The organism is Massilia sp. Root418, assembly GCF_001425265.1.
Taxonomy (GTDB): domain Bacteria; phylum Pseudomonadota; class Gammaproteobacteria; order Burkholderiales; family Burkholderiaceae_D; genus Rugamonas.
The window spans coordinates 522,620-546,714 of record NZ_LMEC01000022.1 but is presented as its reverse complement, the minus strand read 5'-3'; the positions used below and the strand labels follow the sequence as shown (position 1 = coordinate 546,714).

Annotated in this window: 21 protein-coding genes; 8 read left to right on the top strand and 13 right to left on the bottom strand. The window is 66.5% G+C overall.

Translation table 11 applies throughout. The annotated features are described in order from the left end of the window. Positions 1 to 6 precede the first annotated feature (6 nt). From ASC94_RS22970 to ASC94_RS22955, 4 genes are all read right to left on the bottom strand, one after another. Positions 7 to 1,275: a sugar MFS transporter gene (locus tag ASC94_RS22970; protein WP_056401127.1), complete on the bottom strand. Its 1,269-nt coding sequence runs from the start codon at positions 1,273 to 1,275 to the stop codon at positions 7 to 9. A 30-nt stretch (positions 1,276 to 1,305) separates the two neighbouring features. Beyond that, the gene (gene pgmB, locus ASC94_RS22965) at positions 1,306 to 1,965 is read right to left on the bottom strand and encodes a beta-phosphoglucomutase (RefSeq protein ID WP_056401124.1); all 660 of its coding nucleotides are present in this window, start codon (positions 1,963 to 1,965) and stop codon (positions 1,306 to 1,308) included. Beyond that, complete coding sequence (locus ASC94_RS22960; RefSeq protein ID WP_082616768.1) at positions 1,962 to 4,298, bottom strand: glycoside hydrolase family 65 protein; 2,337 nt, start codon at positions 4,296 to 4,298, stop codon at positions 1,962 to 1,964. Before ASC94_RS22960 ends, pgmB begins: the two co-directional genes overlap by 4 nt. A gap of 80 nt (positions 4,299 to 4,378) precedes the next feature. Continuing rightward, positions 4,379 to 5,386, bottom strand: coding sequence for a LacI family DNA-binding transcriptional regulator (locus ASC94_RS22955; RefSeq protein ID WP_056401119.1), 1,008 nt, complete (start codon positions 5,384 to 5,386; stop codon positions 4,379 to 4,381). Positions 5,387 to 5,596: 210 nt separating this feature from the next. On the opposite strand from ASC94_RS22955, the gene ASC94_RS22950 reads away from it, so the two are divergent. Both ASC94_RS22950 and ASC94_RS22945 read left to right on the top strand, forming a co-directional pair. Then, on the top strand, positions 5,597 to 8,083 hold the full coding sequence (locus tag ASC94_RS22950) for a TonB-dependent siderophore receptor (protein ID WP_056401116.1): 2,487 nt from the start codon (positions 5,597 to 5,599) through the stop codon (positions 8,081 to 8,083). A 128-nt stretch (positions 8,084 to 8,211) separates the two neighbouring features. Beyond that, the gene (locus tag ASC94_RS22945; RefSeq protein ID WP_056401113.1) at positions 8,212 to 8,538 is read left to right on the top strand and encodes a hypothetical protein; all 327 of its coding nucleotides are present in this window, start codon (positions 8,212 to 8,214) and stop codon (positions 8,536 to 8,538) included. 232 nt (positions 8,539 to 8,770) lie between these two features. Here the strand turns inward: ASC94_RS22945 and ASC94_RS22940 are convergent, their stop codons facing one another. Continuing rightward, the gene (locus ASC94_RS22940) at positions 8,771 to 9,793 is read right to left on the bottom strand and encodes an MBL fold metallo-hydrolase (protein WP_056401566.1); all 1,023 of its coding nucleotides are present in this window, start codon (positions 9,791 to 9,793) and stop codon (positions 8,771 to 8,773) included. Positions 9,794 to 9,916: 123 nt separating this feature from the next. Between ASC94_RS22940 and ASC94_RS22935 the strand changes: the two genes are divergently transcribed. Beyond that, entirely contained in the window at positions 9,917 to 10,531 is a 615-nt protein-coding gene (locus tag ASC94_RS22935) for a TetR/AcrR family transcriptional regulator (RefSeq protein WP_056401108.1), read from the top strand. A gap of 13 nt (positions 10,532 to 10,544) precedes the next feature. On the opposite strand, the gene ASC94_RS22930 is transcribed toward ASC94_RS22935, so the two are convergent. Together ASC94_RS22930 and ASC94_RS22925 are read right to left on the bottom strand one after the other, a co-directional pair. Continuing rightward, on the bottom strand, positions 10,545 to 11,633 hold the full coding sequence (locus ASC94_RS22930) for a sialidase family protein (RefSeq protein ID WP_056401104.1): 1,089 nt from the start codon (positions 11,631 to 11,633) through the stop codon (positions 10,545 to 10,547). 1 nt (position 11,634) lies between these two features. Next, positions 11,635 to 11,904, bottom strand: a complete 270-nt coding sequence (locus ASC94_RS22925) for a MoaD/ThiS family protein (RefSeq protein WP_056401100.1) — start codon at positions 11,902 to 11,904, stop codon at positions 11,635 to 11,637. A gap of 85 nt (positions 11,905 to 11,989) precedes the next feature. Here ASC94_RS22925 and ASC94_RS22920 point away from each other — a divergent pair, with 85 nt between their 5' ends. Beyond that, a complete protein-coding gene (locus tag ASC94_RS22920) occupies positions 11,990 to 12,322 on the top strand; it encodes a hypothetical protein (RefSeq protein ID WP_056401097.1) in 333 nt (110 codons plus the stop codon). An 18-nt stretch (positions 12,323 to 12,340) separates the two neighbouring features. On the opposite strand, the gene ASC94_RS22915 is transcribed toward ASC94_RS22920, so the two are convergent. The 6 genes from ASC94_RS22915 to ASC94_RS22890 form a co-directional block, all read right to left on the bottom strand. After that, positions 12,341 to 12,631, bottom strand: a complete 291-nt coding sequence (locus ASC94_RS22915; protein WP_056401093.1) for a 2Fe-2S iron-sulfur cluster-binding protein — start codon at positions 12,629 to 12,631, stop codon at positions 12,341 to 12,343. Beyond that, positions 12,628 to 12,960, bottom strand: a complete 333-nt coding sequence (locus tag ASC94_RS22910; protein ID WP_056401090.1) for a hypothetical protein — start codon at positions 12,958 to 12,960, stop codon at positions 12,628 to 12,630. Before ASC94_RS22910 ends, ASC94_RS22915 begins: the two co-directional genes overlap by 4 nt. A gap of 64 nt (positions 12,961 to 13,024) precedes the next feature. Then, positions 13,025 to 14,677: a PAS domain-containing methyl-accepting chemotaxis protein gene (locus ASC94_RS22905; protein ID WP_056401088.1), complete on the bottom strand. Its 1,653-nt coding sequence runs from the start codon at positions 14,675 to 14,677 to the stop codon at positions 13,025 to 13,027. A gap of 119 nt (positions 14,678 to 14,796) precedes the next feature. Next, on the bottom strand, positions 14,797 to 16,542 hold the full coding sequence (locus tag ASC94_RS22900; RefSeq protein WP_082616766.1) for a glycosyltransferase family 39 protein: 1,746 nt from the start codon (positions 16,540 to 16,542) through the stop codon (positions 14,797 to 14,799). Next, positions 16,539 to 17,771, bottom strand: a complete 1,233-nt coding sequence (locus tag ASC94_RS22895; RefSeq protein ID WP_229417379.1) for a TIGR03088 family PEP-CTERM/XrtA system glycosyltransferase — start codon at positions 17,769 to 17,771, stop codon at positions 16,539 to 16,541. The genes ASC94_RS22900 and ASC94_RS22895 overlap by 4 nt, the downstream gene beginning before the upstream one ends. Further along, complete coding sequence (locus ASC94_RS22890; protein WP_056401085.1) at positions 17,768 to 19,000, bottom strand: glycosyltransferase family 4 protein; 1,233 nt, start codon at positions 18,998 to 19,000, stop codon at positions 17,768 to 17,770. The genes ASC94_RS22895 and ASC94_RS22890 overlap by 4 nt, the downstream gene beginning before the upstream one ends. Positions 19,001 to 19,153: 153 nt before the next feature. Here ASC94_RS22890 and ASC94_RS22885 point away from each other — a divergent pair, with 153 nt between their 5' ends. From ASC94_RS22885 to ASC94_RS22870, 4 genes are read left to right on the top strand one after another with little or no spacing between them, the layout of a single operon-like run. Next, complete coding sequence (locus ASC94_RS22885; RefSeq protein WP_056401083.1) at positions 19,154 to 20,521, top strand: UDP-glucose/GDP-mannose dehydrogenase family protein; 1,368 nt, start codon at positions 19,154 to 19,156, stop codon at positions 20,519 to 20,521. Then, a complete protein-coding gene (locus ASC94_RS22880; RefSeq protein ID WP_056401081.1) occupies positions 20,518 to 21,528 on the top strand; it encodes an NAD-dependent epimerase/dehydratase family protein in 1,011 nt (336 codons plus the stop codon). Before ASC94_RS22885 ends, ASC94_RS22880 begins: the two co-directional genes overlap by 4 nt. 10 nt (positions 21,529 to 21,538) lie before the next feature. Next, positions 21,539 to 22,855 (top strand): nucleotide sugar dehydrogenase, encoded by a 1,317-nt coding sequence (locus ASC94_RS22875; protein WP_056401078.1) that lies wholly within the window; start codon positions 21,539 to 21,541, stop codon positions 22,853 to 22,855. Continuing rightward, a complete protein-coding gene (locus ASC94_RS22870; RefSeq protein ID WP_056401075.1) occupies positions 22,852 to 24,093 on the top strand; it encodes a glycosyltransferase family 4 protein in 1,242 nt (413 codons plus the stop codon). The genes ASC94_RS22875 and ASC94_RS22870 overlap by 4 nt, the downstream gene beginning before the upstream one ends. The last annotated feature ends 2 nt before the right edge of the window (positions 24,094 to 24,095 follow it).

The window sequence follows — 24,095 nt, the reverse complement described above, 5'->3', positions numbered from 1 at the left end:
GAGGCTTCAATGCTGACCGGTGATTATAGCCGAGCCACCATAGCCATCCGCCCCCGCATCCACAGACCTTTTGAAAAAATACAACATAATCAAGATGATAGAGATGGGCGCCAGGGTCAGGTAGAAGGCGAAATGACCGCTGAAGTTGCCGAATACATAACCCGTGATCAGCGAGCCAGTAGTGCCGCCCAGCGCCGAGAAGATCACCAGCAGGCCGGTCATGGCCGAGTGCTGGTTCTTCGGCAGGGAGCTCAGCATGACGGAATTGATGCCGGGATAGATCGGCGCCATGAACAGGCCGATCAGCGGAAACAGGAAAGCCGCCACCGGCGCGGTGGACCAGGTGACGTAGGGGTCGTGCGCAATGTCGTGCGTGAGCGGCAGCGCCAGCAGCACCATGGCGCCCATGCCCAGCACGCAGCCGTTCATCACCGGATACCAGTTCAGCTTGCGCATCAAGACACCGGCCGACAGCCGTCCCACCGCCAGGCAGGCCGCGTAGATGCTGGTGACCTGCACGCTCATGGCTGCCGGCAGCTTGAGGATTTCGTTGTTGAAGGTCGGCAGCCAGGTGCCCACGCTCTGTTCGATCAGCACGTACAGGAAGGCGGTGATGACGAACACGCACACCAGGGGCTTGAAGAACAGCTTGAGCATGGCGGCGAAGTCCTGCGCCAGGCTGCGCTCGGGCGGCAGCGCGGCGGTGCTTTCGTCGAACTCCGTGGTGAGCACCAGCACGAAGGTCATCGCGCACAGCGCCGCCAGCACCCAGTACACCTGCAGCCAGCTTTGCGACTGCGGATGGTCCGAATCGATGAAGTAGCCGAACACCCAGTAGGCGCTGAGCACGCCCACCATAAAGAAGCCCTCCAGCGTATTCATGATGCTGGCGTGCTGCTTGCGGTCCGAGGCGATCAGCCCCAGCGTGGAATACACGGAGACCTTCACCAGCGCGAACGCCACGCCCACGCACAGGAACAGCAGCTTGGTGGTGAGGAAGCCGGGCACCAGCGGCATGGCCATGCAGGCGAAAGTCACCAGCGCCAGCCCGGCCAGCATGGCCTTCTTGTAGCCGATGCGCGGCAGGAAAGACGCCACCAGGAAGGAGACCACCGCGATCGGCAGGTCCTTGAAGCCTTCCAGCACGCTGGCCCCCGATTTGCTCACGCCGTAGTTGCCGATCACTTGCAGTATCACCGTGCCCACGCTGTTGAGCAGGATGGCGAAAACGAAGTAAATCAAAAACAGGGCGAACAGGATGCGCTGCTTATTCATGTGGTCTCCGGTATTTTTATGATTGTAGTTTTATTCTGCGTAGCCGAGGCTTAGGCTGAAGCGGTCGAGACCAGGGATCACGCGGTCCGCCTGCGTCAGCACCGCAGGGTCGCCCACGCCGAGCGCCGTCATGCCGGCAGCCTTGATGGCGGCGACGCCCGCCACCGCGTCCTCCACGCCCAGGCAGCGCGACGGCGACACGCCCAGCGCCGAGGCGGCCTTCAGGAAGATCTCAGGGTCCGGCTTGCCCTTTTCGATCTTCGCCGCGTCCACCACGTAGTCGAACTTGCGCGTGATGCCCAGCATGGCCAGCACGGCGAAGGCGTTCTTGCTGACCGAGGCCAGGCCGATCTTCAGGCCCGCGTCGCGGCAGGCGTCCAGCGCCTGCACGGCACCTGGCAGCAGGTCGGCGGGCGACATGGAGGCGATCAGCTCCACGTAGTGCTTGTTCTTCGCATCGGCCAGCGCCAGCTTCTCCTCCTGCGAGTAGCTGCGGCCCGCCGAGGCCAGGATCAGTTCCAGGGAGCCCATGCGGTCGATGCCTTTCAGGTGCTCGTTGAAGGCTTCGTCGAAATGCACGCCCTGCGTTTCGGCCAGGCGCTTCCAGGCCAGGTAGTGATAGCGCGCGGTGTCGGTGATGACGCCGTCCAGGTCGAAGATCACGGCGTCGAATGTCGAATTGCTGCTCATGCGATTTCCTTCACGTTGGCGCTGGCGCTGAGTTCAACCGGCTGGCCACGGTGGGCGAACGCCAGCGACTCCCCCTGCAGCAAGGTGTAGACGGTGCGGCCCGCTTCCACGCGCACCTGCAGCAGGCAGCCGCGCAGGTGCAGCTTGAACTGGTAGTGCTGCCACTGTTTCGGCAAAGTAGGCGCGAAGCGCACCGCGCCATCCACCACGCGCATGCCGGCGAAGCCGTAGGCCACGCCCATCCAGGTGCCGGCCATGGCGGCGGTGTGCACGCCGTAGTGCGTATTGCCGTGCGTGTCGTCCAGGTCCAGGCGCGCGGTCTCCATGAAGTAGTCGTAGGCCTTGTCGTGGTAGCCCACTTCCGCCGCGATGATGCTGAAGATGCAGGAGGACAGCGAGGAATCGTGCGTGGTCACCTTCTCGTAGTAGTCGAAGTCGCGCTTCTTGTCGTCCGGCTGGAACTCGTCGCTCAGCAGCAGCAGTGCCAGCACCACGTCGGCCTGCTTGCACACCTGGTGGCGGTAGATCACCAGCGGGTGGTAGTTCAGCAGCAGCGGATAATTTTCCTTCGGCGTGTTCGCGAAGTCCCACACCTTCTTGTCGAGGAAGCTGTCGTCCTGCGCGTGGATTTGCAGCGCTTCATCGTACGGCAGCAGCATCTGCGCGGCGGCGCGGCGCCATTGCGCGGCTTCGTCCGCGTCCAGCTGCACCGCGGCGGCGATGCGCGCGAAGTCGGCCGGCTGCTGCAGCGCCAGGCGCTCGGCGATGGACGCTGCGAAGTTCAGGTGCATGCGTGCCATCGCGTTGGTGTAGTAGTTGTTGTTCACCAGCGCCGTGTACTCGTCCGGCCCGGTCACCTCGTTGATGCAGAAGCGGCCGGCGCGGTCGTAGGCGCCGATGCCCATCCAGATGCGTGCCGTCTCCAGCACGATCTCGGCGCCGTACTGCAGCAGGTAAGCCTCGTCCTGCGTCGCATCCATGTACAGCTTGATGGAATAGGCGATGTCCGCATTGATGTGATATTGCGCGGTGCCTGCCGGGTAGTATGCCGAGCATTCCACGCCGGCGATGGTGCGCCACGGGTACAGCGCGCCTTTGGCGTGCGACATCTGGCGCGCGCGCTCGCGCGCCAGCGGCAGGCCTGCGTAGCGGTACTCCAGCAGCTTCTTGGCGATTTCGGGCTTCGAGTACAGGAAGAAGGGGAAGATGTAGATTTCCGTATCCCAGAAATAGTGGCCTTCGTAGCCCTCCCCTGTCACGCCCTTGGCGGAGATGTTGGTCTTGCCGTCGCGGCCGGCCGACTGCAGCAGGTGGAACTGGTTGAAGCGCATGCCTTGCTGGAGCGCGTCGTCGCCGCTGATCTCCACGTCGGCGTGCTGCCAGAAGTCGGCCAGGTATTGTTCCTGCTCCTGCGCCAGCGCGCGGAAACCCTTCGCGGCCGCGGCGGCCAGGGTGGACTGGGCGCGCGGCAGCAGCTCGGCTTGCGGATAGTCGCGCGAGGTGTGGTAGCTGCCGTACTTGGTCAGGCGTACCGCCTCGCCCTGCAGGGCTGCCACGGTGTAGGCCTGCTCCAGGCGCTGGCCGTCCTCCCCCACCCTGCGCTGCGCCAGCTCGAACACGCCGCGCACGTCGGTCCGCACCGCGCTCACCAGGTGGAAGCCGCTGTTGACGGTGCGCTGGGTGAGCGCGGAGTAGTGCGGCGCCTGTTCGGCGCCCACCAGCGCCAGCGACCGGCCGCTCACGGCCGAGCCCACGCGCGGGTCGTCGCCTGCTTCCAGGTTCTTCACGGCGCCGTCCACGCTGGACACCAGCACCACCTTGCCGGAGAAGTTCAGCGGCGTCACTTCGTATTCGATGGCGAACAGGTGCTTGTCCGTCATACTGACCAGGCGGCGGCTGGCGATGGCCACGCGGCGCCCCTGCGGCGAGGTCCATTCCAGGGTGCGGCGCAGCACGCCGGTGCGGAAATCCAGCACGCGTTCGTAACTGTCGAGGGTGCCTTGCAGCGGATCGAAGCGCTCGTCCTCCAGCCACAGCGCGATGCCCTTGGCGTTCGGCACGTTCAGCATGAACTGGTTGGTCTTGGCCAGGCCGTAGGCCGCCTCCGGATAGTGGATGGCTTCCGATTCATAGAAGCCGTTCAGGTAGCTGCCGTCCAGCGACGTACCCTTGGGCCCGGTGTAGCCTTCCTCGTGCGTGCCGCGCAGGCCGATATAGCCGTTGCCCAGCGCGAACAAGGTTTCATCCAGGAAGTGCGACTGCGTGTCGAAGGCGGTCTCGCGGATGCACCAGGGTTCCAGCGGATAGGTGTGTTGTGGGGCGTCAGAGGGCACGATGCGTCCTTTTCGATGATTCAAACCGGTTTGGAGCCGGGCTTTAAAAAAACCAGCCCGAAGGCTGGGTTGCTACGGGATCAAGTCTGCCGCACCATCAGCATGGTCGGCAGCATTTCGGACTGCACCGGCTGGCCCTCGATCAGGCCCAGCATTTTCTTTGCCAGCAACACGCCGCCGTCGCGCAGATACTGGTGCACGCTGGTGAGCGGCGGCACGAAGCTGGCGGCGCTGGGCGTGTCGTCGTAGCCGATCACGGACACCGATTCCGGCACCCGCATATTCTTTTCCGCCAGCGCGCGGATGGCGCCCATGGCCAGCGAATCGCTGGCCGCGAACACGCCGTCGAACACCGGCCCCTTCTTCTTCAGCAGCGCCGAGATGCAGTCGAAACCCGCCTCGAAGGTGAAGGCCTTGGGCCGGATGATGTGCACCGTGCCCTGCCCGCCCATGGCGTCGATAAAGCCTGCGCAGCGCTCCTGCACTTCGGCGTGGTCCACGTCGCCCAGGAACACCAGCTTGCGGCGGCCCTGGTCGATAAAGCGTTGCGCGGCGCTGACACCGCCGGCGCGGTTGTCCGAGCCCACCACCACGTAGTCGCCGCCCGGTTCGGGCGCGCCCCACACCACCAGCGGCAGGCCGGTGCGCTGCAGCGCGTGCACAGCTTCCCCATGCGAACCCTGGCCCAGCAAAATCATGCCGTCCGCGCCCTGCACCGGGGCCGTGTCCAGCAGCTGCTTGGACGTCAGCACCACACTGTAGCCGGCCGTCGTCAATTCCTGCGTGATGCCGCCCAACAGCTCCAGCGGGTAAGGGTCCGACATCGGACGGCCCTTGGCCGGCGTCATTTCCACCACCACCGCCACCGAATAGCTGCGGCGCATGCGCAGGTTGCGCGCGCTCACGTTCAGGCGGTAGCCCTGCTCGCTGGCGATCTGGCGCACTTTTTCGCGCGTTTCCGGCGTCACCAGCGGACTGTCGCGCAGCGCGCGGGACACCGTGATCTTCGATACGCCGGCCAGTTTGGCCAGGTCTTCCATGGTCAGGCCCGCGTCGCTGTTGCGGATTCCAGTCTTAGGTGCAGGCATGCATTTGTCTTTTCGTCAGTTCTGAAACCCATTATGCCAGATTTTTTTCGGATGCAACAGAAAAATGACATCGATAACATTTTGATTGACATCGATATCATTTGTGGATTTAATGGCTACACTTTCGCAGCACAGACCTCTGCGAAGCGTGTGGACAGTGGCATCATGTCCAGGAGACTGCACGATTACCTCGATAAGAAAGAGAAGCATATGAACAGCTCGAACAAGTTCCTGTTGTCGTCCGTGACGCTGGCCGTCCTGACGTTGATGAACACGGCGCAGGCGCAGGAGGCTGCAACGGCAGCGGCGCCGGCCGCCCAGCCCGCCCCGGCCAAGGATTCCGTGGCCGCCGAACTGCAACAAGTGGTGGTGACCGGCGTGGCGGCCTCGCGCGGCGTGCGCAAGCTCGATTCCGCGTTTTCCATCACCACCGCCAATGAAGAACAGCTGAAACAGGCCTCGCCCAGCAGCACCGCCGACGTGATGAAGCTGGTGCCCGGCGTGTACGCCGAAGCCACCGGCGGCCAGTCCGGCGCCAATATCGAAGTACGCGGCTTCCCGTCCGGCTCCGATTCGCCCTTCGTCTCGGTGCAAATGCAGGGCAACCCCATCTATCCCGTGCCCACCCTGTCCTTCTTCGAAGGCTCGTCCGCCTTCCGCCTGGACGACACCATCGAGCGCGTGGAAGTGCTGCGCGGCGGCCCGAGCACCATCTTCTCCAGCGGCCAGCCGGGCGCCACCATGAACTTCATCCTGAAGAAGGGCAACGACACGCCGGAAGGCACGCTGCGCTTCACCGCCGGCACCGGCGAGCTGCGCCGCGTGGACCTGTACTACGGCGGCAAGATCAGCGAGGGCTGGTACGGCAGCGTCGGCGGCTTCTACCGCACCGCGCACGGCGTGCGCGACGCCGGCTTCCCGGCCGACGACGGCCACCAGATCACCGCCACCCTGACCCGCAAGCTGGACCAGGGCGAACTGACCCTGTATGCGCGCAGCACCAGCGACAAGAATGCCTTCTACACCGGGGTGCCGCTGATCTCGGCCAACGAAGGCCGCAGCATCAGCGCCTTCCCCGGCTTCGACCCGCTCAAGGGCACCCTGATGAGCGGCGAAATGCGCCGCTTCACCATCGAAGCGGCGCCCGGCAAGACCCTGACCTACGACCTGGGCGACGGCCGCGGCCTGAAGGGCAATGTGTTCGGCGCCGAGTTCGACCAGACCTTCAACGGCTGGACCGTGTCCAACAAGTTCAACCGTTTCGACGCGGACATGAACACCATCGCCATGTTTACCGGCAACAACCCGCTGAGCATGGGCGCCTACAATGCGGCCGCCATCGCCGCGGCCAACGGCAACGCCGCCACGCTGGCGGCGGCGGGCCGTCCGGCCACGTCGGCGGCGGCCACCTTCACCAACGGCGGCGGCGCCGTGTCCGACAGCACGCAAGTGGTACAGGCCGGCCTGTGGGCGGTGGAGAAAAAGCTGAAATCGTTCACGGACGAGCTGCGCATCAGCCGCGAATGGATGAAGGGCAACACCGTCACGGTGGGCGCCTATTTTGCCAACTACTCGTCGGACGACGTCTGGTACCTGGGCAACAGCCACCTGATGACGGCAGTGCCGAACGCCAGCCTGATCAACGTCAAGCTCAACAATGGCGTGGTGGTGTCCAACAACGGCACCGACGGCAATGTGTTCTACGCGCCGAACGCCTCCTACGACGGCAGCAACACCGCCTTCTACATCAGCAACGAGTGGAAAGTGAACGACCGCATCAAGGTCGATGCGGGCGCGCGCCGCGAGCGGCAGAAGATCGACGGCACGGTGTCCAACCTGATCGCCGGCGACACCGACAACAACCCGCTCACCGTGTACAACAACGGCACCTCGATGCCGTCCGGCTCGTACACTGCGCTCAGCCGCAAGGACACCGCCAGTTCCTTCACCATCGGCGGCAACTACAAGCTGAGCAAGGACGCCAGCGTGTTCGCGCGCGCCAACACCGGCCACACCTTCATTTCCTTCGACGACCTGCGCAACGCCGGCAGCCAGAAGAACGTGGACGACCGCAGCTTCCTGCCCACGCCCAAGATCAAGCAGCTGGAAATCGGCTTCAAGACGGTGGGCGAGCTGTACAGCGCCTACATCAACGCCTTCCACACCGAGTTCGACGGCATTGCCTTCCAGCAGATCCTGTCCAACGGCAGCATCCTGAACTCCACCAGCGGCTCCAAGGGCAACGGCCTGGAGTGGGAAGTGTCGGTGCGCCCGGTGCGCAACCTGACCCTGACCCTGACGGGCGACTACCAGAAGTCCGAATACAAGGACAATCCCGCCACCGAAGGCAAGACTGTTCAGCGCCAGCCCAAATTGCAGTTCCGCTTCACGCCGACCTACAAGATCCCGCTGGGCGACGACAACTCGGTCAAGCTGTACGGCACCTTCACCAAGATCGGCGACCGCTGGGCCGACCAGGCCAACCTGCAATATCTGCCGTCATACAAGACGGTGGACCTGGGCGCCCTGTTCTCGCTGGGCGAGAAGATCGAGATCCGGGTGGCGGCCACCAACGTCAACAACGAGCTGGGCCTGACGGAAGGCAACTCGCGCCTGACCAGCGGCAACAGCGGCCCGATCAATGCGCGTCCGCTGTTCGGCCGCGCGGTGGAAGGCTCGCTGCTGTACCGCTTCTGACAGGCGCTCAGCAAACTTACTCCCTGTAGTCTTGGGCAAGGCCGATCCCCTCCGGCCTTGCCTTTTTTTATTGCACGTCAGCCAGTTTTCGCCTACGCTTGAGTTAAGTCCGCTCCGAGGGGTGCACCGTGGTTACCGTCACGTCCGTCGATACGTTGCGCAATGCGGTTGCCGCTGCCGAACGCAAAGTGCAGCAGGACCAGACACGCGTGGACCAGGACGCCAGCCGCCTGCAGGGCAGCCGGGTGCAGCTGGCCAAGGACCAGGAGCAGCTCAGCACCCGTCAACAAGAAAGCCGCCATGCCGGCAGCGCCACGGCCACCGCGCCCGCCCCCGTGCAGCTCGACAAAGCCATCGCCAAACCCGTCCCCGCCAGCGCCGACGCCCTGCCGCGCGCGCCCCAGCTCAACGCCCAGGGCCAAACGGTCGGCCGCCTCATCAACGTCATCGTCTGACCCGCCCCCGACTCCCCCCTACAACCAGCCTGAGCCGCATTTCCCCCACCCCGGGGTCTGACCCCGAAGTGCGGCACCGCGCGCCCAGCCGGGGCAGATGTAGGACTCGGCTTTATCGCGATCCGGCGCAACCTGACACCGACAGGACACCGCCTACAAGCAGCCTGAGCCGCATACTGCCAACTTCGGGGTCAGACCCCGGGGTGGGCAAAATGCGGCTCAGTTTGTTGGGTCAGAGGACTTGCTGCCACCATTTGCCGGTGGCGGGGATGTGGCGCAGGTTGAGTTGCTGCCCGATTTCGGGGGTGGTCAGCGCCTGGCCGCGTGCTTCGGCGAGGGCGCTGATGCGGTCGAACGGTTCGTTCCAGGCGTGCAGCGCGAGGTCGAAGGTGCCGTTGTGGATGGGCATCAGGAGCTTTCCGCGCAGGTCGATGTGGGCCTGCATCGTTTGTTCCGGCTGCATGTGCACGTCCGGCCATTGCGGGTCGTAGGCGCCGGTCTCCAGCATGGTCAGGTCGAAGGGGCCGTATTTGTCGCCGATCTCCTTGAATCCCTTGAAGTAGCCGGTGTCGCCGCTGAAGAAGATGCGCTGCCCGCCGGCCTGGATCACCCAGGACGCCCACAGCGTCTTGTTGCGGTCCGTGAGACCGCGGCCGGAGAAGTGCTGCGCCGGCGTGGCCGTCAGCCGCACGCCGTCCACGGCGGTGGATTGCCACCAGTCCAGCTGCTGCACCTTGGCTGCCGGCACGCCCCACTTGACCAGGGTGTCGCCCACGCCCAGCGGCGCCAAAAAGTGCTCGGTCTTGGCCGCCAGCGCCAGCACGGCGGCGTGGTCCAGGTGGTCGTAATGGTCGTGCGACAGGATCACCCCCTTGAGCGGCGGCAGCTCGGCAATGCTGATCGGCGGCTGGTGGAAGCGCTGCGGACCCAGCCACTGGAACGGCGAGGCGCGCTCGGAAAACACCGGGTCGGTCAGCCAGAACTGGCCGTCCAGCTTGAGCAGCACCGTCGAGTGACCAAGCCGGAACACGCTGTTGTTGTTCGCCACCAGCAGCTGCTCGCGCGTGATGGCGTGCACCGGCACGGCCTTGGCCGGCGCGGTGTCTGCCGGTTTCTCGAAGGCCATCCGGTACAGGATGCGCAGGGTGCCCATGAAGCCGGCCTGGTGCATCTGCACCGGGTTGCGGAATTTGCCGTCGCGGTATTGCGGCGATTCGTGCTCGAGTTCTTGTGCGGACAGGGTGCAGTAAGCCATGGTCAGGGTTCCCAGGAAAAAGGTGAGCAGTGCAAGGCGTTTCATCGGCCAGCCTCAAAAAGTATACTGCACAGTGTAGTTTCATTTTTTGAGAAAGTAAACTATGCGGTGTAAAATACTTCCATGCACACCCCGCCCGCTTCCCGCCTGACCGACCGCAAGCGCCACGACATCGTGGCCGCCGCCGTGGCCGAATTCCGCGCCAACGGCTTCGACGCCACCAGCATGGACAAGATCGCCGCCACGGCAGGCGTGTCCAAGCGCACGGTCTACAACCACTTCCCGAGCAAGGACGAGCTGTTCGCCCACATCCTGCAGCAGCTATGGGACAGCAGCGCGGCGCTGCAGGCTTTCCGCTACCGCGCGGACCAGCCGCTGCGCGCGCAATTGCTGGAGCTGATGGGCGCCAAGATGGCGCTGCTGCGCGACAGCTATTTCCTGGACCTGGCGCGGGTCGCCATCGCCGAGGGCATCCACCACCCGGAGCGGGCGCGGGAGATGGTGGCCAGGCTGGCCGACAAGGAGGAAGGCGTAAACGCCTGGCTGCGCGCGGCGCAGGCGGACGGCAAGCTCAAGCCCATGGACACGGCCTTTGCCTCGCATCTGCTGCAAGGGCAGTTGAAGGCATTCGCGTTCTGGCCGCAGGTGACCATGGGCCAGCCGGTGCTGGAGCCGGCCGCCGAAGCTGCCGTGATCGCGACGGCGGCGGATATGTTCCTGGCCTATTACGCGGCTTAGCCGTTCCGGACGTTCAGCCGAAGCGCACCGCGTACACCGGCGGCATATTGCTGGAGATGGTCTGCCAGTAGTCGCCGCCGTTGGCCGACAGCCACACGCCGCCGGTCGTCGACGCCATCAGCAGGGTCTTGCCGTCTTCAGCCACCGCCAGGCCGTGGCGGTACACCAGGTCGTAGCAGTGCTCCTGTGGCAGGCCGTTGCGCTGCACCGCGAAGCTGGCGCCGCCGTCCGTGGTGCGGGTGGTGGCCATGGCCGCGTCCACCGGGATGCGCTGCTGGTCGGCCACGCCGGGCGCGAACCAGGCCGTGTCGCCGTCGCGCGGGTGCACCGCCACCGCGAAGCCGAACGCCGACGGCTGCACCTCCTTCACCTCCGTCCAGCGCGCGCCGTTATCCACGCTGCGCCAGATGCCGCTGTGGTGCTGGCACCAGAGCTTGTCCGGCTCGCCTTCGCAGCGCACGATGCGGTGCGGGTCCTGGGCCACGCCGTCTTCGGCCATCTCGGGCGGCATGTAGCCGGCCACCATGCCGCTGGCGCGCAGCTGCCAGCTGGCGCCGCCGTCCGTGCTGAGCCAGGCGCCGCCCACCGACACCCCGACCAGGATGCTGCGGCTGTCGCGCGGGTCCACGCAGATGCTGTGGATGCCCGCCACGTCGTAGCCGCCGCCCATCCACTGCCGGCGCTCGGGCAGCTGCCACAGGGATTCCACCAGCTGCCAGCTGGCGCCCCGGTCGGCGGACTTGAACAGGCCGCCCGGCAAGGTGCCGGCCCACAGCACGCCCGGCTCGTCCTTGCCGCCGGCCTCCAGGCACCAGATCTGGCGCAAGGTCCAGTCGGTCGTGTCCTCGCTGCCTTCGGGCTTGGGCGGGTAGACCGGCACGCCCACTTCGGTCCATTCGGCGCTGCCGGCGTCGCGCCGGTGCAGCTTGGTGCCGAAATGGCCCAGGTTGAGCGCGGCGTACAGCGTGCCGTCGCGCTCGTCCGCCAGTACCTGGCTGACCGGCTCGCCCAGGAAGTGGTGGCTGTCCAGTTTCCATACGCCGTTCTTTGCGGCCAGCTCGAACAAGCCCTTGCGGGTTGCGAGATACGCGCGGTCTGCCATGTCAGCCTCCTGAAAGTGCCTGCAAGATGTAGATCTGGGAATCGGGCCGCAGCGCGTCGTCCAGCCGGGCGCGGTCGCGGCTGCGCCGGCCGTCGATGAAGACCACCACGTTTTCGCGCAGCCGGCCCTGGTCGTCCAGCACGTAGCCGCGCAGGCGCGCGTTGTCCGCGAAGGCGGCGTCAAGCGCGGCGCGCAGGTCGGCCGCCTGCACTTCGAGCCGGGGCACGGGCAGGAAGCGGGCTAATTGCTGAGTAAAAATGATGTGTGCCAAAGCGACGCTCCTGGACCGGAAATTCTAGCGCGGACCGGACCAGCTTAGGTCTAAAATGCATTCAGGGCAACCACAGGAGCAACAGATGTCGATCACGCGTGAAGAACTGGAAACGCTGATGCTGGAAGTGGAACAGGAAGACCCGATCGATTTTGCCGACCTGCCTTTCGAGGAGCAGGACCTGCGCGCCCTGGTGGCCAGCCATCTGGTGGAGATGGCCGACGCCATGGAGTCCTTCAGCGAGGAGGACCGCCGCCTGACGCTGATGGCGGTGGCGGCCAAGCTGGTGCTGGAAAACCTGGTGCTGCACATCCAGATGCTGCGCCAGCACGGCTTGCCGCTGAGCGAGAGCGCGGATGCCTTGCTGAGCAGGCTCAGGCGGGGCGACGGCGGCGCGGACCGGGGCCCGGGCCTCTAAAGCCAGCAGGCTAGCAGGCTAGCGGCCCGCCTCGATGCGGCGCGCGGCCGGCACGGCCAGCGCCAGGTCGGACTCGGCCACCGCCACGCAGGGCAGGATGTAGCCTTCGCGCTTTTCGTCCGCGCTCAGGCCCGGCCATTCAACCAGGTAGCGCACCGTGCCGCTGCCCATGTGGCAGAGGCAGGTGCGGCAGGTGCCGTTGCGGCAGGAGCTGGGCAGGCGGATGCCGGCCTGCTGTGCCGCCATCAGCACCGTGCTGCCGTCGCCGGCGTCGAATTCCCAGCCCTGGACGGTCAGGCTGACCTTCATTTGACCTGGCAGGCGGCGCGCGCCGCGTCCATGCGTTCGCCCTTTTGCCGGTCCACGGCCGCGGACTGGCCGTTGTTCATGACTTCGTCGACTTCGGCTTTCGGGATGCCGTCCCAGTAAGTCCTGGCCACGCACTCGCAGTACTTGGGCACCAGCTTGAGGTTCCTGGGCGCGCCGGGGCCGGTATTGCCCTGGCGTATGCAGGCGCTGCGCTCGACTTGCTTGACGCCGTCCAGGCGCGGATCGGCGGCGGGTGCGGGCGCAGGCGCGGCCACGGCCAGGGTGTGGGCGGCGGCGCAGGCGGCCGCCAGCAGGAAGGTCAGACGCATAAAAGTTTCCCCTGTGAATTACTCCGCTATCTTACACGGTTCACCGGGAAGGCCGCGCGCGGCGCTAGGCAAGCTGGCGCAGCGCGGCGCGCGGCGGGGCCGCCGTGGCAGCGGGCGCCGCCGCCGGCGCGCGCTGCCACGGCGGCGCCGCCAGTGCGTGCAGCTTGAACACGGCCATCGCCTGCGCCACGCATTCGGTCTGCTGCGCCAGGCTGGCTGCGGCGGCGGCCGCCTGCTCCACCAGCGCGGCATTCTGCTGGGTGATGTCGTCGATCTGGATCACGGCCTGGTTCACCTGCACGATGCCGTTGCCCTGCTCCCTGGTCGCGGTGGAGATTTCGTCCATCACCGAGGTGACACGGCGGACCGACTTGATCACTTCGCTCATGGTGGCGCCCGCGTTCCCGGTCAGCACCGTGCCTGCGTTCACCTTTTCGATCGACAGATCGATCAGCTGCTTGACCTCCTTGGCGGCGCTGGCGGAACGGTGCGCCAGGTTGCGCACCTCGCCCGCCACCACCGCGAAGCCCCTGCCCTGCTCGCCCGCGCGGGCCGCTTCCACGGCCGCGTTCAGCGCCAGGATGTTGGTCTGGAAGGCAATGCCGTCGATCAGGCCGATGATGTCCAGGATCTTGCGCGAAGACGTGCTGATGTCGTCCATGGTGGTCACCACTTGCGACACGATGGCGCCGCCCTGCCCGGCGATCTGCGACGCCGCCTCGGCCAGCTGGTTGGCGCTGGCCACGCTGGTGGCGCTCTGCTGCACGTTGGTGGTGAGCTGCTCCATGCTGGCGGCGGTTTGCTGCAGGCTGCTGGCCTGCGACTCGGTGCGGCCGGACAAGTCCTGGTTGCCGCTGGCGATTTCCGTGGTGGCCAGCTTGATCTCGTCGAAATTGCTGCGCACGTCGCCGATGATGCTGTGCAGGTTCACATTCATCTGGCGCAGCGCGGCCAGGAGCTGGCCCATGTCGTCGTCGCGCGGCACCTCGATCACGCCGGTCAGGTCGCCGCCCGCCATTTTGCGCGCGGCCACCGTGGCGCGCTGCAGCGGGCCGACCATGGCGCGGTGCAGGCTGTACCAGAAATACAGCACGACGGTCGCCGCCAGCAGCGCGCCCGCGCCCAGCCAGCCGCCGCTCCGGCTGTCCTGGGTCCAGAACGCCACCGCAAACACCAGCATGCTGGCGGTCAGCCAGGCGCAGTTGATGCCGAGGTGGCTGGCCAGCGACAGCTTGCGCAGCTCGTTGAGCCTGGCCAGCACACCGCTTTCCAGCACGCGGCCGTTGCGGATGCGCAGGCCGCTGCGGTTGCCGTCCCTGATCTCGCGGTAGCGCGCCTCGGCCTGCGCCACCTGCTCGCGGCCGGGCTTGGTGCGCACCGACATATAGCCGACGGGCCTGCCGTTTTCTATCACCGGCGTCACGTTCGCCAGCACCCAGTAGAAGTCGCCGTTCTTGCAGCGGTTCTTCACCATGCCGGTCCAGGGCATACCGTCCTTGATGGTGGCCCACAGGTCGGCGAAGGCTTCGGCCGGCATGTCCGGATGGCGCAGGATGTTCTGCGGCGCGCCTATCAGTTCGGTTTCCGTGAAGCCGCTCACTTCCACGAAATACGGGTTGGCGTAGTTGATGTTGCCTTGCAAATCCGTGGTCGAGACGATGGTCTTGCCGTCGTCGAGCACGTATTCATTCTGGGTGACAGGGGTGTTGTGGCGCATCGCATATCCTTGCTGGTAAGGGTTTCGATACGCGAGGCGGGGCTGGGGGCTCGCTGGGAAACTTCAGTATAGCCAGCGATTCCGCCCGGATTGTCTCCAATTGTTGCAATGCGAAAAAATTATTTGCCCGCCTCGATGGAACGGTTGATGATGGGCAGGTCCAGCTTGCGCGTTCCGGCGCGGCGGCCGGACGGCGCCTTGTTGCGGTACACCACCAGCTCGGTCTCATAGGCCTTCACGTTGTTCGGGGTGGGAATGCGCGCCACGGGCTCGAACTGGCCGCTGGCCAGCACGCGCTCGAAGCGCTGCATCACGGCCAGGTCGTTCCAGAAGCCGGGCTGCACCACCAGGTAGCTCACGTTCAGGCTGTCGATCTGGGCCAGGATGTCCTCCTCGCTCAAGTCGTGCTCCTTGACGCCCAGTTCGCGCCGCACGGCCACGTTCAGTAAGATCTTGTCGGCCCGCACCACGGTCAGGTCGCGGCGCTCCTCGTGGGTGCGCATATTGAACACGAAGGAGCCGTCGCGGTAGCCGGAGAACAGTACGCTGCTGTCCCGCGGCGCCTTCTGCGCCACCAGCTGCGCCGCCTCGGCATAGCCGCCCACATAGGCCACCGGCCGCGTCAGCACGGTCTGCAGCGCCACTGCCGCCGTCAGCGCGGCCAGCGCGGCGCCGCGCCAGCGCGGCTGGCGCAGGCGCATCAGCAACAGCACTGCGGCCAGCACCACCGGCGGCAGGATGTAGACGCTGTGGCGCGCTTCCTTCAGGTCGATGGCGGAGAAGAACAGGTAGCCCGCCACCATCCACAGCAGCCAGAACACGGCGTCGGCCCGGCTCAGGGTGCCGATCCCGTCCAGGCTGCGGCGCCGCACCGCGCCCGCAGCGATGGCCAGCGCGCCGGCCGCGCCGGCCGCCAGCACGGCCCAGCCCAGCTGGCCGGGGAACTGGCGCAGATACCACAGCCAGCCGGCCAGCGAGCGGCGCGAGACCAGCGAATCGTTGATGCCGGAGGCGGACTGGATGTTGGCCTGGCCGAACTTCACGGTCAGCACCAGCAGCGGGATAAGGCCGATGCAGGCAATCAGCACGGCCAGCCACACGTGGCGGTCCTTCAGCGCAGCGGCGCGGCGTTCATACAGCAGGGTGCCGGCGAAGGCCAGCGCCAGGAAGCCGGCGGTGAGCTTGGTGTACATGGCCAGCAGCAGCAAGGCGGCCGCGCCGTACAGCAGCAGGGGGCGCGCATAGCCGGTGTGGCGGTAGCGCGTGAACAGCGCGGCGCTCCAGATGAAGAAGGCCAGGCTGGGCACTTCCAGCATCACCTGCCGGCCCCAGAAGGCGATCTCGGGCAGCAGCACCACCATGGCGGCGGCGGCGGCGGCCGGCCAGGCCGGCAGCCAGCAGCGGAACAGCGCCCACGCGCCCCAGACAAAGGCCACGTAATGCAGCGCCACCACCAGCAGCGCCGTGCCTTCGGAGACGCCGAACAGCGCGTAGAAGGGGGCGCTGATGGCGTAGAACAGCGGCGGGTAGAACAGGATGGTGAGCGCGGGGTATTGGGCGTAGTAGTCGTAGGCGTAGCGCGACGGGTCGGACCATGGCGCGGCCGCGACCAGGTCTTTCACGAACACGCCGTTCAGCGCGTGGCGCGGGGCGTCGCTCCACCAGTAGGAGCCGTCCGCGTGCGCGCCGAGGAACAGCAGGCCCACCAGCGCAGCCAGCAGCGCGTGGATGAGCCAGGCGGTGCCGCGGGCGGCGGAGGCAGCAGTAGCGGTAGCAGTGCCAGCAGCGGCAGCATCGGTGGCGCCATCCCGGCCGGCGGCAGCGGGCGGCGGTGCGATGCCGCTGTGATCGCGCGCGCCGCTCATGCGCGCTTCGCGGCGCTGTCGTACACCGCCATGTAGTTGTTGACCATTGCCGCCATGCTGAATTCCTCCACTGCTATCTTGCGCGATGCCGCGCCGTGCGCCCCGCGCAGCGCGGGGTCGCCGCAGTAGGCCGCCAGCATGGCGGCCAGGGCGTCCACGTCGCCGGGTTTGAAATAGCGGCCGCACTCGCCGTCGCGCACCAGCTCCAGGTTGCCTCCCACGCCGGTGGCCAGCACCGGCAGGCCGCAGGCCATGGCTTCCAGGATGGTGTTTGAAATGCCTTCGGACAGCGAGGGCAGCACGAACACGTCAAAGCTGGCCAGGATGGCCGGCACGTCGTCGCGCGCACCGGACAGCCAGACCTGCTGCTGCACGCCCAGTTCGGCCACCAGCGCATGCAGGGCCTGCTCCAGCGGGCCGCCGCCGACAATCGCCAGCCGCAGGCGCGGCCACAGCGCCGGCTGCGTGTCGCGCAGGCGCGCGAAAGCGCGCAGCAGCGTGGCCTGGTCCTTCACCGGCTGCAGCCGGCCGACGGTGCCGACCAGGATGTCGTCCGGGCCCGCGAAACCGTCCGGCAGGGCGAGCCGGAGCGCGCCCGCCGCGCGCGGCAGGAAGCGTGCGGTGTCTACGCCGTTGTAGACCTGCTTGATGCGCGGCTGCGCCACGCCCACGCGCCGCGCCAAGTAGCGCGCCAGGTCTTGCGAGACAGTGATGTAGCGGTCGATCAGCGGCGCGTGCAGGCGGCGCAGCAGCGCCGGCTTCCACTGGCTGCCGTCCAGGTCGCCCACGTCCCAGCCGTGCTCGCCGTGCACGCAGGCGCGCACGCCGGCCAGGCGCGCCGGCAGCAGCACGTCCAGCCCGGACATATTGCGCGAGTGGACAATGGCCGGCTTGAGGCGGCGGCACAGGCGCAGCATTTCCAGGCGCATACGCCAGATGCCGATGCGCGAGCGGTGCAAGGCGTACACCTCCACGTCGGCGCGCTGGATGCGCAGGCGGAAATCGTTGTAGTTCTCCACACACAGGATGGCGTGACGGTAGCGCTCGGGCGGCATGGTGTTGATCAGGTTGACCAAGCCGTTCTCCAGTCCCCCCATCACGAGGTGGTGGATCACGTGCAGCACCAGCGGGCGCGTATCGTTCCCCTTTGCCTCCGCTGTGGCCGGTTCCTGGCCCTGCCCGCCGGCCGGCTCGCTGTCCGCCTGCAGGGCTGCGTGCATGGCCATCATGGGCGCACTCCCGGGCGCGCGCCACCCGGCTGCGCAGCCGGCCACGGCGGCGTGCCGCGCCCCTGCAGGATGTCGCTGAACAGGCGCAGCTGGCCTTCGGTGGTGGCGTCCCAGCTGAACAGCTCGGCGTAACGGCGCGTGTCGGCGCGTTCGGGCGGCGCAGCACGCAGCGCCTTCACGGCGTCGGCCACGCCCAGCGGCGTGCGTTCGCGCATCAGCACGCCGGCGGCCGGCGTGGCCACCACTTCGGGCGTACCCCACACATTGCTGGCCACCACCGGCGTGCCGCATGCCATGGCCTCCAGCAGCACATTGGCCCAGCCTTCGCGGCTGGAGGCCAAGACCATGGCGTCGGCCGCGTTGTAGTAGCGCTTCAGTTCCGGCTGCGCCACCGGACCCAGGAACTGTACCCGGTCCGCCACGCCCAGCTGCAGCGCCAGCGCTTCCAGCTTGGCGCGGTCCGGGCCGCTGCCGGCGATCAGCAGTTCCGCGTCCGGCAGCGCAGGCAGGGCCGCGATGATCAGCTCGTGGCCCTTGCGCTCGATCAGGTAGCCGACCGACAGCAAGGTGTAGCGGTTCAGCCCCAGTTCGCTGCGCACGGCGTTGCGCTCCGGCAACGGCTCAAAACGTTGTAAATCCACACCGTTGCGCAGCGGCGTCACCCGTTGCGGGTCGACGCCGAGCTGCACCATTTCATCTTTTAGCGCCTGGCACACGGTGATCATGCCCTGGGCGTTGCGCGCAGCCCACAAAATCATACGTCTAGGCAATGAATATTGCGGAATTAAATTAATGTCCGTCCCACGGGCGGTGATCACCACGGGCTTGTTGAAGTACTTGCCGAGCATCACTGCGGCCACGCCGTCCGGATAAAAATAGTGGGCATCGATCAGGTCGAAGTCGTATCCTTCATCCAGGATGCGGCCGATTTCGCGCTTGGCGGCGCGCGCCAGCAGCAGCGGCGCCACCCGCATGCCGATCTTGGGCAGGCTGATATAGCGTGGATGGCTCACCTGTATGCCGTGCCGCACCTCGTGGCGCGGCACCTTGGCATAGCTGGCATACTCGCCAAAGCGGGGATTGCTCGAAGGGAACCAAGGCACGGGCGCGACAACGCGCGAGGTGGCCTTGCCGCTGGACAACAGGTAGCGCAGCCGGGTTTCCACAAAGATGCCGTGGCCCGCGTGTTGTTCGTTTGGAAATAAGGTGCTGAAGGTGAGTAGCTTCATTGTCAAAGGTAGGAACCGGTGGGCGTTTCGCCGCACTGCGGCACGTTTACTGATAATAAAATTGAAAGTACAATTACGCAAGAGCTACGCTTGGACGTCCAAGCGCAATCCGCCTCTCGCCCCTCCCTGGCGTTCAGTCTACAGGCACGATATATGAATATTTCTGTGATAGGCTCGGGCTACGTCGGTCTTGTGACCGGAGCCTGTTTTGCCGATGTCGGCAACACCGTTTTGTGCCTGGATGTGGACGAGCGCAAGATCGCTCTCCTCAACAGCGGCGGCATTCCCATCCACGAACCCGGCCTCGATACCCTGGTGGCCCGCAACGCAGCCGCCGAGCGCCTGCTGTTTTCCACCAGCTACGACGACGCGGTGGCGCACGCGGACGTGATCTTTCTCGCGGTCGGCACCCCGCCCGATGAAGACGGCAGCGCCGACCTGCAATACATCCTGGCCGCCGCGCGCAGCATCGGCCAGCGCATCACCAAGCCGGTGGTGGTGGTGGACAAGTCCACCGTGCCGGTCGGTACCGGCGACAAGGTGCGCGCCGCCATCGCCGAGGAACTGGCCAAGCGCGGCGCCGAGGTGCGCTTCGACGTGGTGAGCAATCCGGAATTCCTGAAGGAAGGCGCGGCGCTGGACGACTTCATGCGCCCGGACCGCATCATCGTCGGCAGCGACAGCCCGTCCGCCATGAAGCTGATGCGCCAGCTGTACGCGCCGTTCAGCCGTCAGCACGAGAAGTTCATCGAGATGGACGTGCGCAGCGCGGAGCTGACCAAGTACGCCGCAAACGCCATGCTGGCCACCCGCATCAGCTTCATGAACGAGCTGGCCAACCTGGCCGAGCTGCTGGGCGCGGACATTGAGGCGGTGCGCCTGGGCATGGGCAAGGACCCGCGCATCGGCCCGCAGTTCCTGTACGCGGGCATGGGCTACGGCGGCTCCTGCTTCCCCAAGGACGTGAAGGCCCTGATCCGCACCGGCGCCGACTTCGACCAGCCGCTGCGCATCCTGCAGGCCACCGAGGACGTCAACGAGCGCCAGAAGAATGTGCTGTTCGACAAGCTGGTGCGCCATTTCGGCAGCGCCGGCGCGCTGCACGGCAAGACCGTCGCCCTGTGGGGCCTGGCCTTCAAGCCCAACACCGACGACATGCGCGAGGCGCCCAGCCTGGTGCTGATCCGCGCCCTGTTCGCGGCCGGCTGCAAGGTGCGCGCCTACGATCCGGTGGCAAGCAAGGAAGCCGAACGCCTGCTGCTGGCCGAGCATGGCCAGGCGCGCTGCCAGGACCTGCTGTTCCTGGCCTCCTCGGCCAAGGAAGCGGCCTTCGATTCGGACGCGCTGGTGCTGGTCACCGAGTGGAAGGAATTCGGTTCGCCGGACTTCCGCTACCTGGCCGCCAACCTGCGCGCCAAGGCGGTGTTCGACGGGCGCAACATCTACGACCTGGAGGCGGTTACCGCTGCCGGCCTGTCCTATGAAGGCATAGGACGCATCAACCACGCGCCCAACACATGAGCGCGGACGTGACGCAGGCGCAGCGGCAGAAAGTGCTGGTAACGGGCGCCGCCGGCTTTGTCGGCAGCGCGGTCGCGGCGCGCCTGGCGGCCATGGGCCACAGCGTGGTGGGCTGCGACAATTTCAACGACTACTACGACCCGCGCCTGAAGACCGGCCGCGTGCAGGCCCTGCTGGCTCCGGCCGGCATCGCATGCCACACGGTGGAGCTGGCCGACGGCGCGCAGGTGCAGGCGCTGTTCGCGCGCGAGCAGCCGGCGCTGGTGGTGCACCTGGCCGCGCAGGCCGGCGTGCGCTATTCGCTGGACAATCCAGGCGCCTACGTGCAGTCCAACCTGGTGGCGTTCGGCCACATGCTGGAAGCGTGCCGCCACCACAAGGTGCAGCACCTGCTGTACGCCAGCAGCAGCAGCGTGTACGGCGCCAACGCCAGCCTGCCCTTCAGCGAGGAAGACCGCTGCGACGGCCCGGTGTCGATGTATGCCGCCACCAAGAAGGCCAACGAGCTGATGGCGCACTCGTACAGCCACCTGTTTGCCCTTCCCGCCACCGGCCTGCGCTTCTTCACCGTCTACGGACCGTGGGGCCGGCCGGACATGGCCTACTTCAGCTTTGCCGAGAAGATGATGCGCGGCGAAGCCATCCCCGTTTTCGCCGAGGGAAAACTGAGCCGCGACTTCACCTATATCGACGACATCGTGGAAGGCGTGGTGCGCCTGCTGCACAAGCCGCAGCCCGTTGCCGAAGGCAGGGTTCCGCACAGCGTCTTCAACATCGGCAACCACCAGCCGGTGCGCGTGCTGGAGTTCATCCAGACCCTGGAGCGGGTGCTGGGCGTGGACGCGAAAATGAATTTCCTGCCGATGCAGCCGGGCGACGTGCCTGCCACTTACGCGGCCATCGACAAGCTGCGCGACTGGGTCGGCTTCGCGCCCACCACCACGCTGGAAACCGGTCTGTCCCGCTTCCGCGACTGGTATCTGCCCTGGCGCGGCACCAACAATTGAAAGGACTGCCGTGAAAATTTCTGTTTTCGGACTGGGTTACGTGGGCGCCGTATCGTGCGGCTGCCTGCCCGAACTTGGCCATGAAGTGATCGGTGTCGACACCAATCCGCTCAAGGTGAAGATGATCAACGACGGCCAGTCGCCGGTGGTGGAAGAAGGCATCAACGAGCTCATTTCCCAGGCCGTGGCGGCCGGCAAGCTGCGCGCCACGCACGACGTGGAAGACGCGGTGCTGAACTCGGACGTGTCGCTGATCTCGGTGGCCACGCCGTCCAACCCCAACTACTCGCCCAACCTGACGGCGGTGGACGCCGTGGTGCGCTCCATCGGTGCCATCCTGCGCAAGAAAAAGGGCGCGCACGTCATCGTCCTGCGCAGCACCGTCCCGCCGGGCACCACCGAAGAACGCATCCTGCCGATCCTGCTGGAAGCGTCCGGGCGCAAGATAGGCGAAGGCCTGTCGCTGGTGTTCAACCCCGAGTTCCTGCGCGAAGGCAGTTCCGTGAAGGACTTCCACAACCCGCCGCAGACCGTGGTGGGTAGCCTGGGCGAGGCCGGCTACGAAGCCATGGAAGAGATGTACAAGGGCCTGCCGGGCAAGTTCGAGCGCACCAGCACGCAGATCGCCGAGTCGGTGAAATACCTGTGCAATGTGTTCCACGCGATGAAGATCGTGTTCGCCAACGAAGCCGGCTCCGTGCTCAAGGCCTGCAACCTGGACGGCCGCGAAGTGATGAAGATCTTCTGCCAGGACACCCAGCTGAACATCTCGCCGGCCTACCTGCGCCCCGGCTTCGCCTTCGGCGGCTCCTGCCTGCCGAAGGAAGTGAAAGGCTTCCTGACCATGGCGCGCGACCTGGACGTGCCGATTCCGACCCTGTCCGCCCTGTTGGACAGCAACGAGGCCCACATCAAGCGCGCCTACGACATGATCGCCAAAAACGGCCGCAAGAAGGTGGCGCTGTTCGGCCTGGCCTTCAAGCCGGGCACCGACGACATGCGCGACTCGCCGCTGGTGGTGCTGGCCGAGCGCCTGCTGGGCAAGGGCTTCGAGCTGGCCATCTTCGACCGCTTCGTGAAGATCAGCCGCCTGCTGGGCAAGAACAAGGAATTTATCGAGCAGGAAATCCCGCACCTGGACAAGCTGCTGCGCGACACGCCGGAAGCGGCGCTGCACGACGCTGAGATCATCGTCATCGGCCACGCCGACGCCGAGGCGCGCCAGGCCATCGTCTCGCGCGCCAAGGGCCGCCGCATCATCGACCTGTCCGGCTACGCCGAGCTGCGCGACGCGCCGGGCGCACAGTACGAGGGCATCTGCTGGTGAACGGTTCCAAGCCGAAACTGGTCTTCATCTCGCCCGTGTTCCTGTTTCCGAACGACGCGGGCGGCAAGATCCGCAGCACCAATATCCTGCGCGGCCTGAAGGGCGGCGCCTTCCACGTGACCCTGCTGAGCGCGGCCACGCCGGAGCAGGCGCGCCGCTGGAGCAAGGAAATCGCCGGCGTGTGCGACGAGTTCGTGCCCTGGCAGCCGGCGCCGCACCGCCCCATGTGGCGGCGCGCCTTCGACCTGCTGGGCAGCCTGCCGGTGAACGTGGCCAACGACAGGACCCGGCCCGGCATGGACGCGGTGCGCAAGCTGGCGCAGCGCCCCGACATCGACCTGATGGTGTTCGACTTCGTGCACTCGGCCGTGCTGCGCCCTGCCGTCCTGCGCGCGCGCAGCACCTGCTTCACGCACAACGTGGAAGCGGAAATCTTCGCGCGCCACGCCCAGCAGGCGCGCGGCCCGCACAGGCGCTGGCTGTGGAGTTCGCAGCACGCGAAGATGGCGCAGTTCGAAGGCGATGCGCTGCGCAGCTTCGACAGCGTGATCGCCGTCTCCGAGCGCGACGCGCGCTTCTTCAAGGATGCCTACCAGGTGGCCGAGTCGTACGCGATACCCACCGGGGTGGACCTGGACTTCTTCTCGTACCAGGACCCGCCCGCCGTGGATGCGGCCACGCCGCCCACCGTGGTGTTTACCGGTTCCATGGACTGGGCCGCGAATATCGACGGCATCCAGTTCTTCCTGGGGCAGGTGTGGCCGGCAGTGCTGGCGGCGCGGCCCGAAGCGCGCTTCGTGATCGTGGGCCGCAACCCGCCCGCCTCGCTGCAGGCGCTGGCGCGCAGCACGTCCAACGTGGAGTTCACCGGCTTTGTGGATGACGTGCGCACCTATGTGCACAAGGCGCATGCCTTCGTGATTCCGCTGCTGGTGGGCGGCGGCACGCGCATCAAGGCCTTCGAGGCCATGGCCATGGGCTGCCCGGTGGTGTCGACCGCGATCGGCATCGAGGGCCTGGAGGCGGAGAAGGATGTGCATTACCTGGAGCGCGACGATCCGTCCGCCATGGCGGACGCGGTGCTGCGGCTGCTGGCCGACGGCGCCTTGCGCGACGGCTTGGCGCGCCGCGCGCGGCAACTGGTGGAGGAACGCTTCGGCCACGAGAAGGCGGCGCGGGTATTCGAGGACATCTGCTTGCGCACGCTGGCGCTGCCGGCGGCAGCCCAGGCCGCGTAACG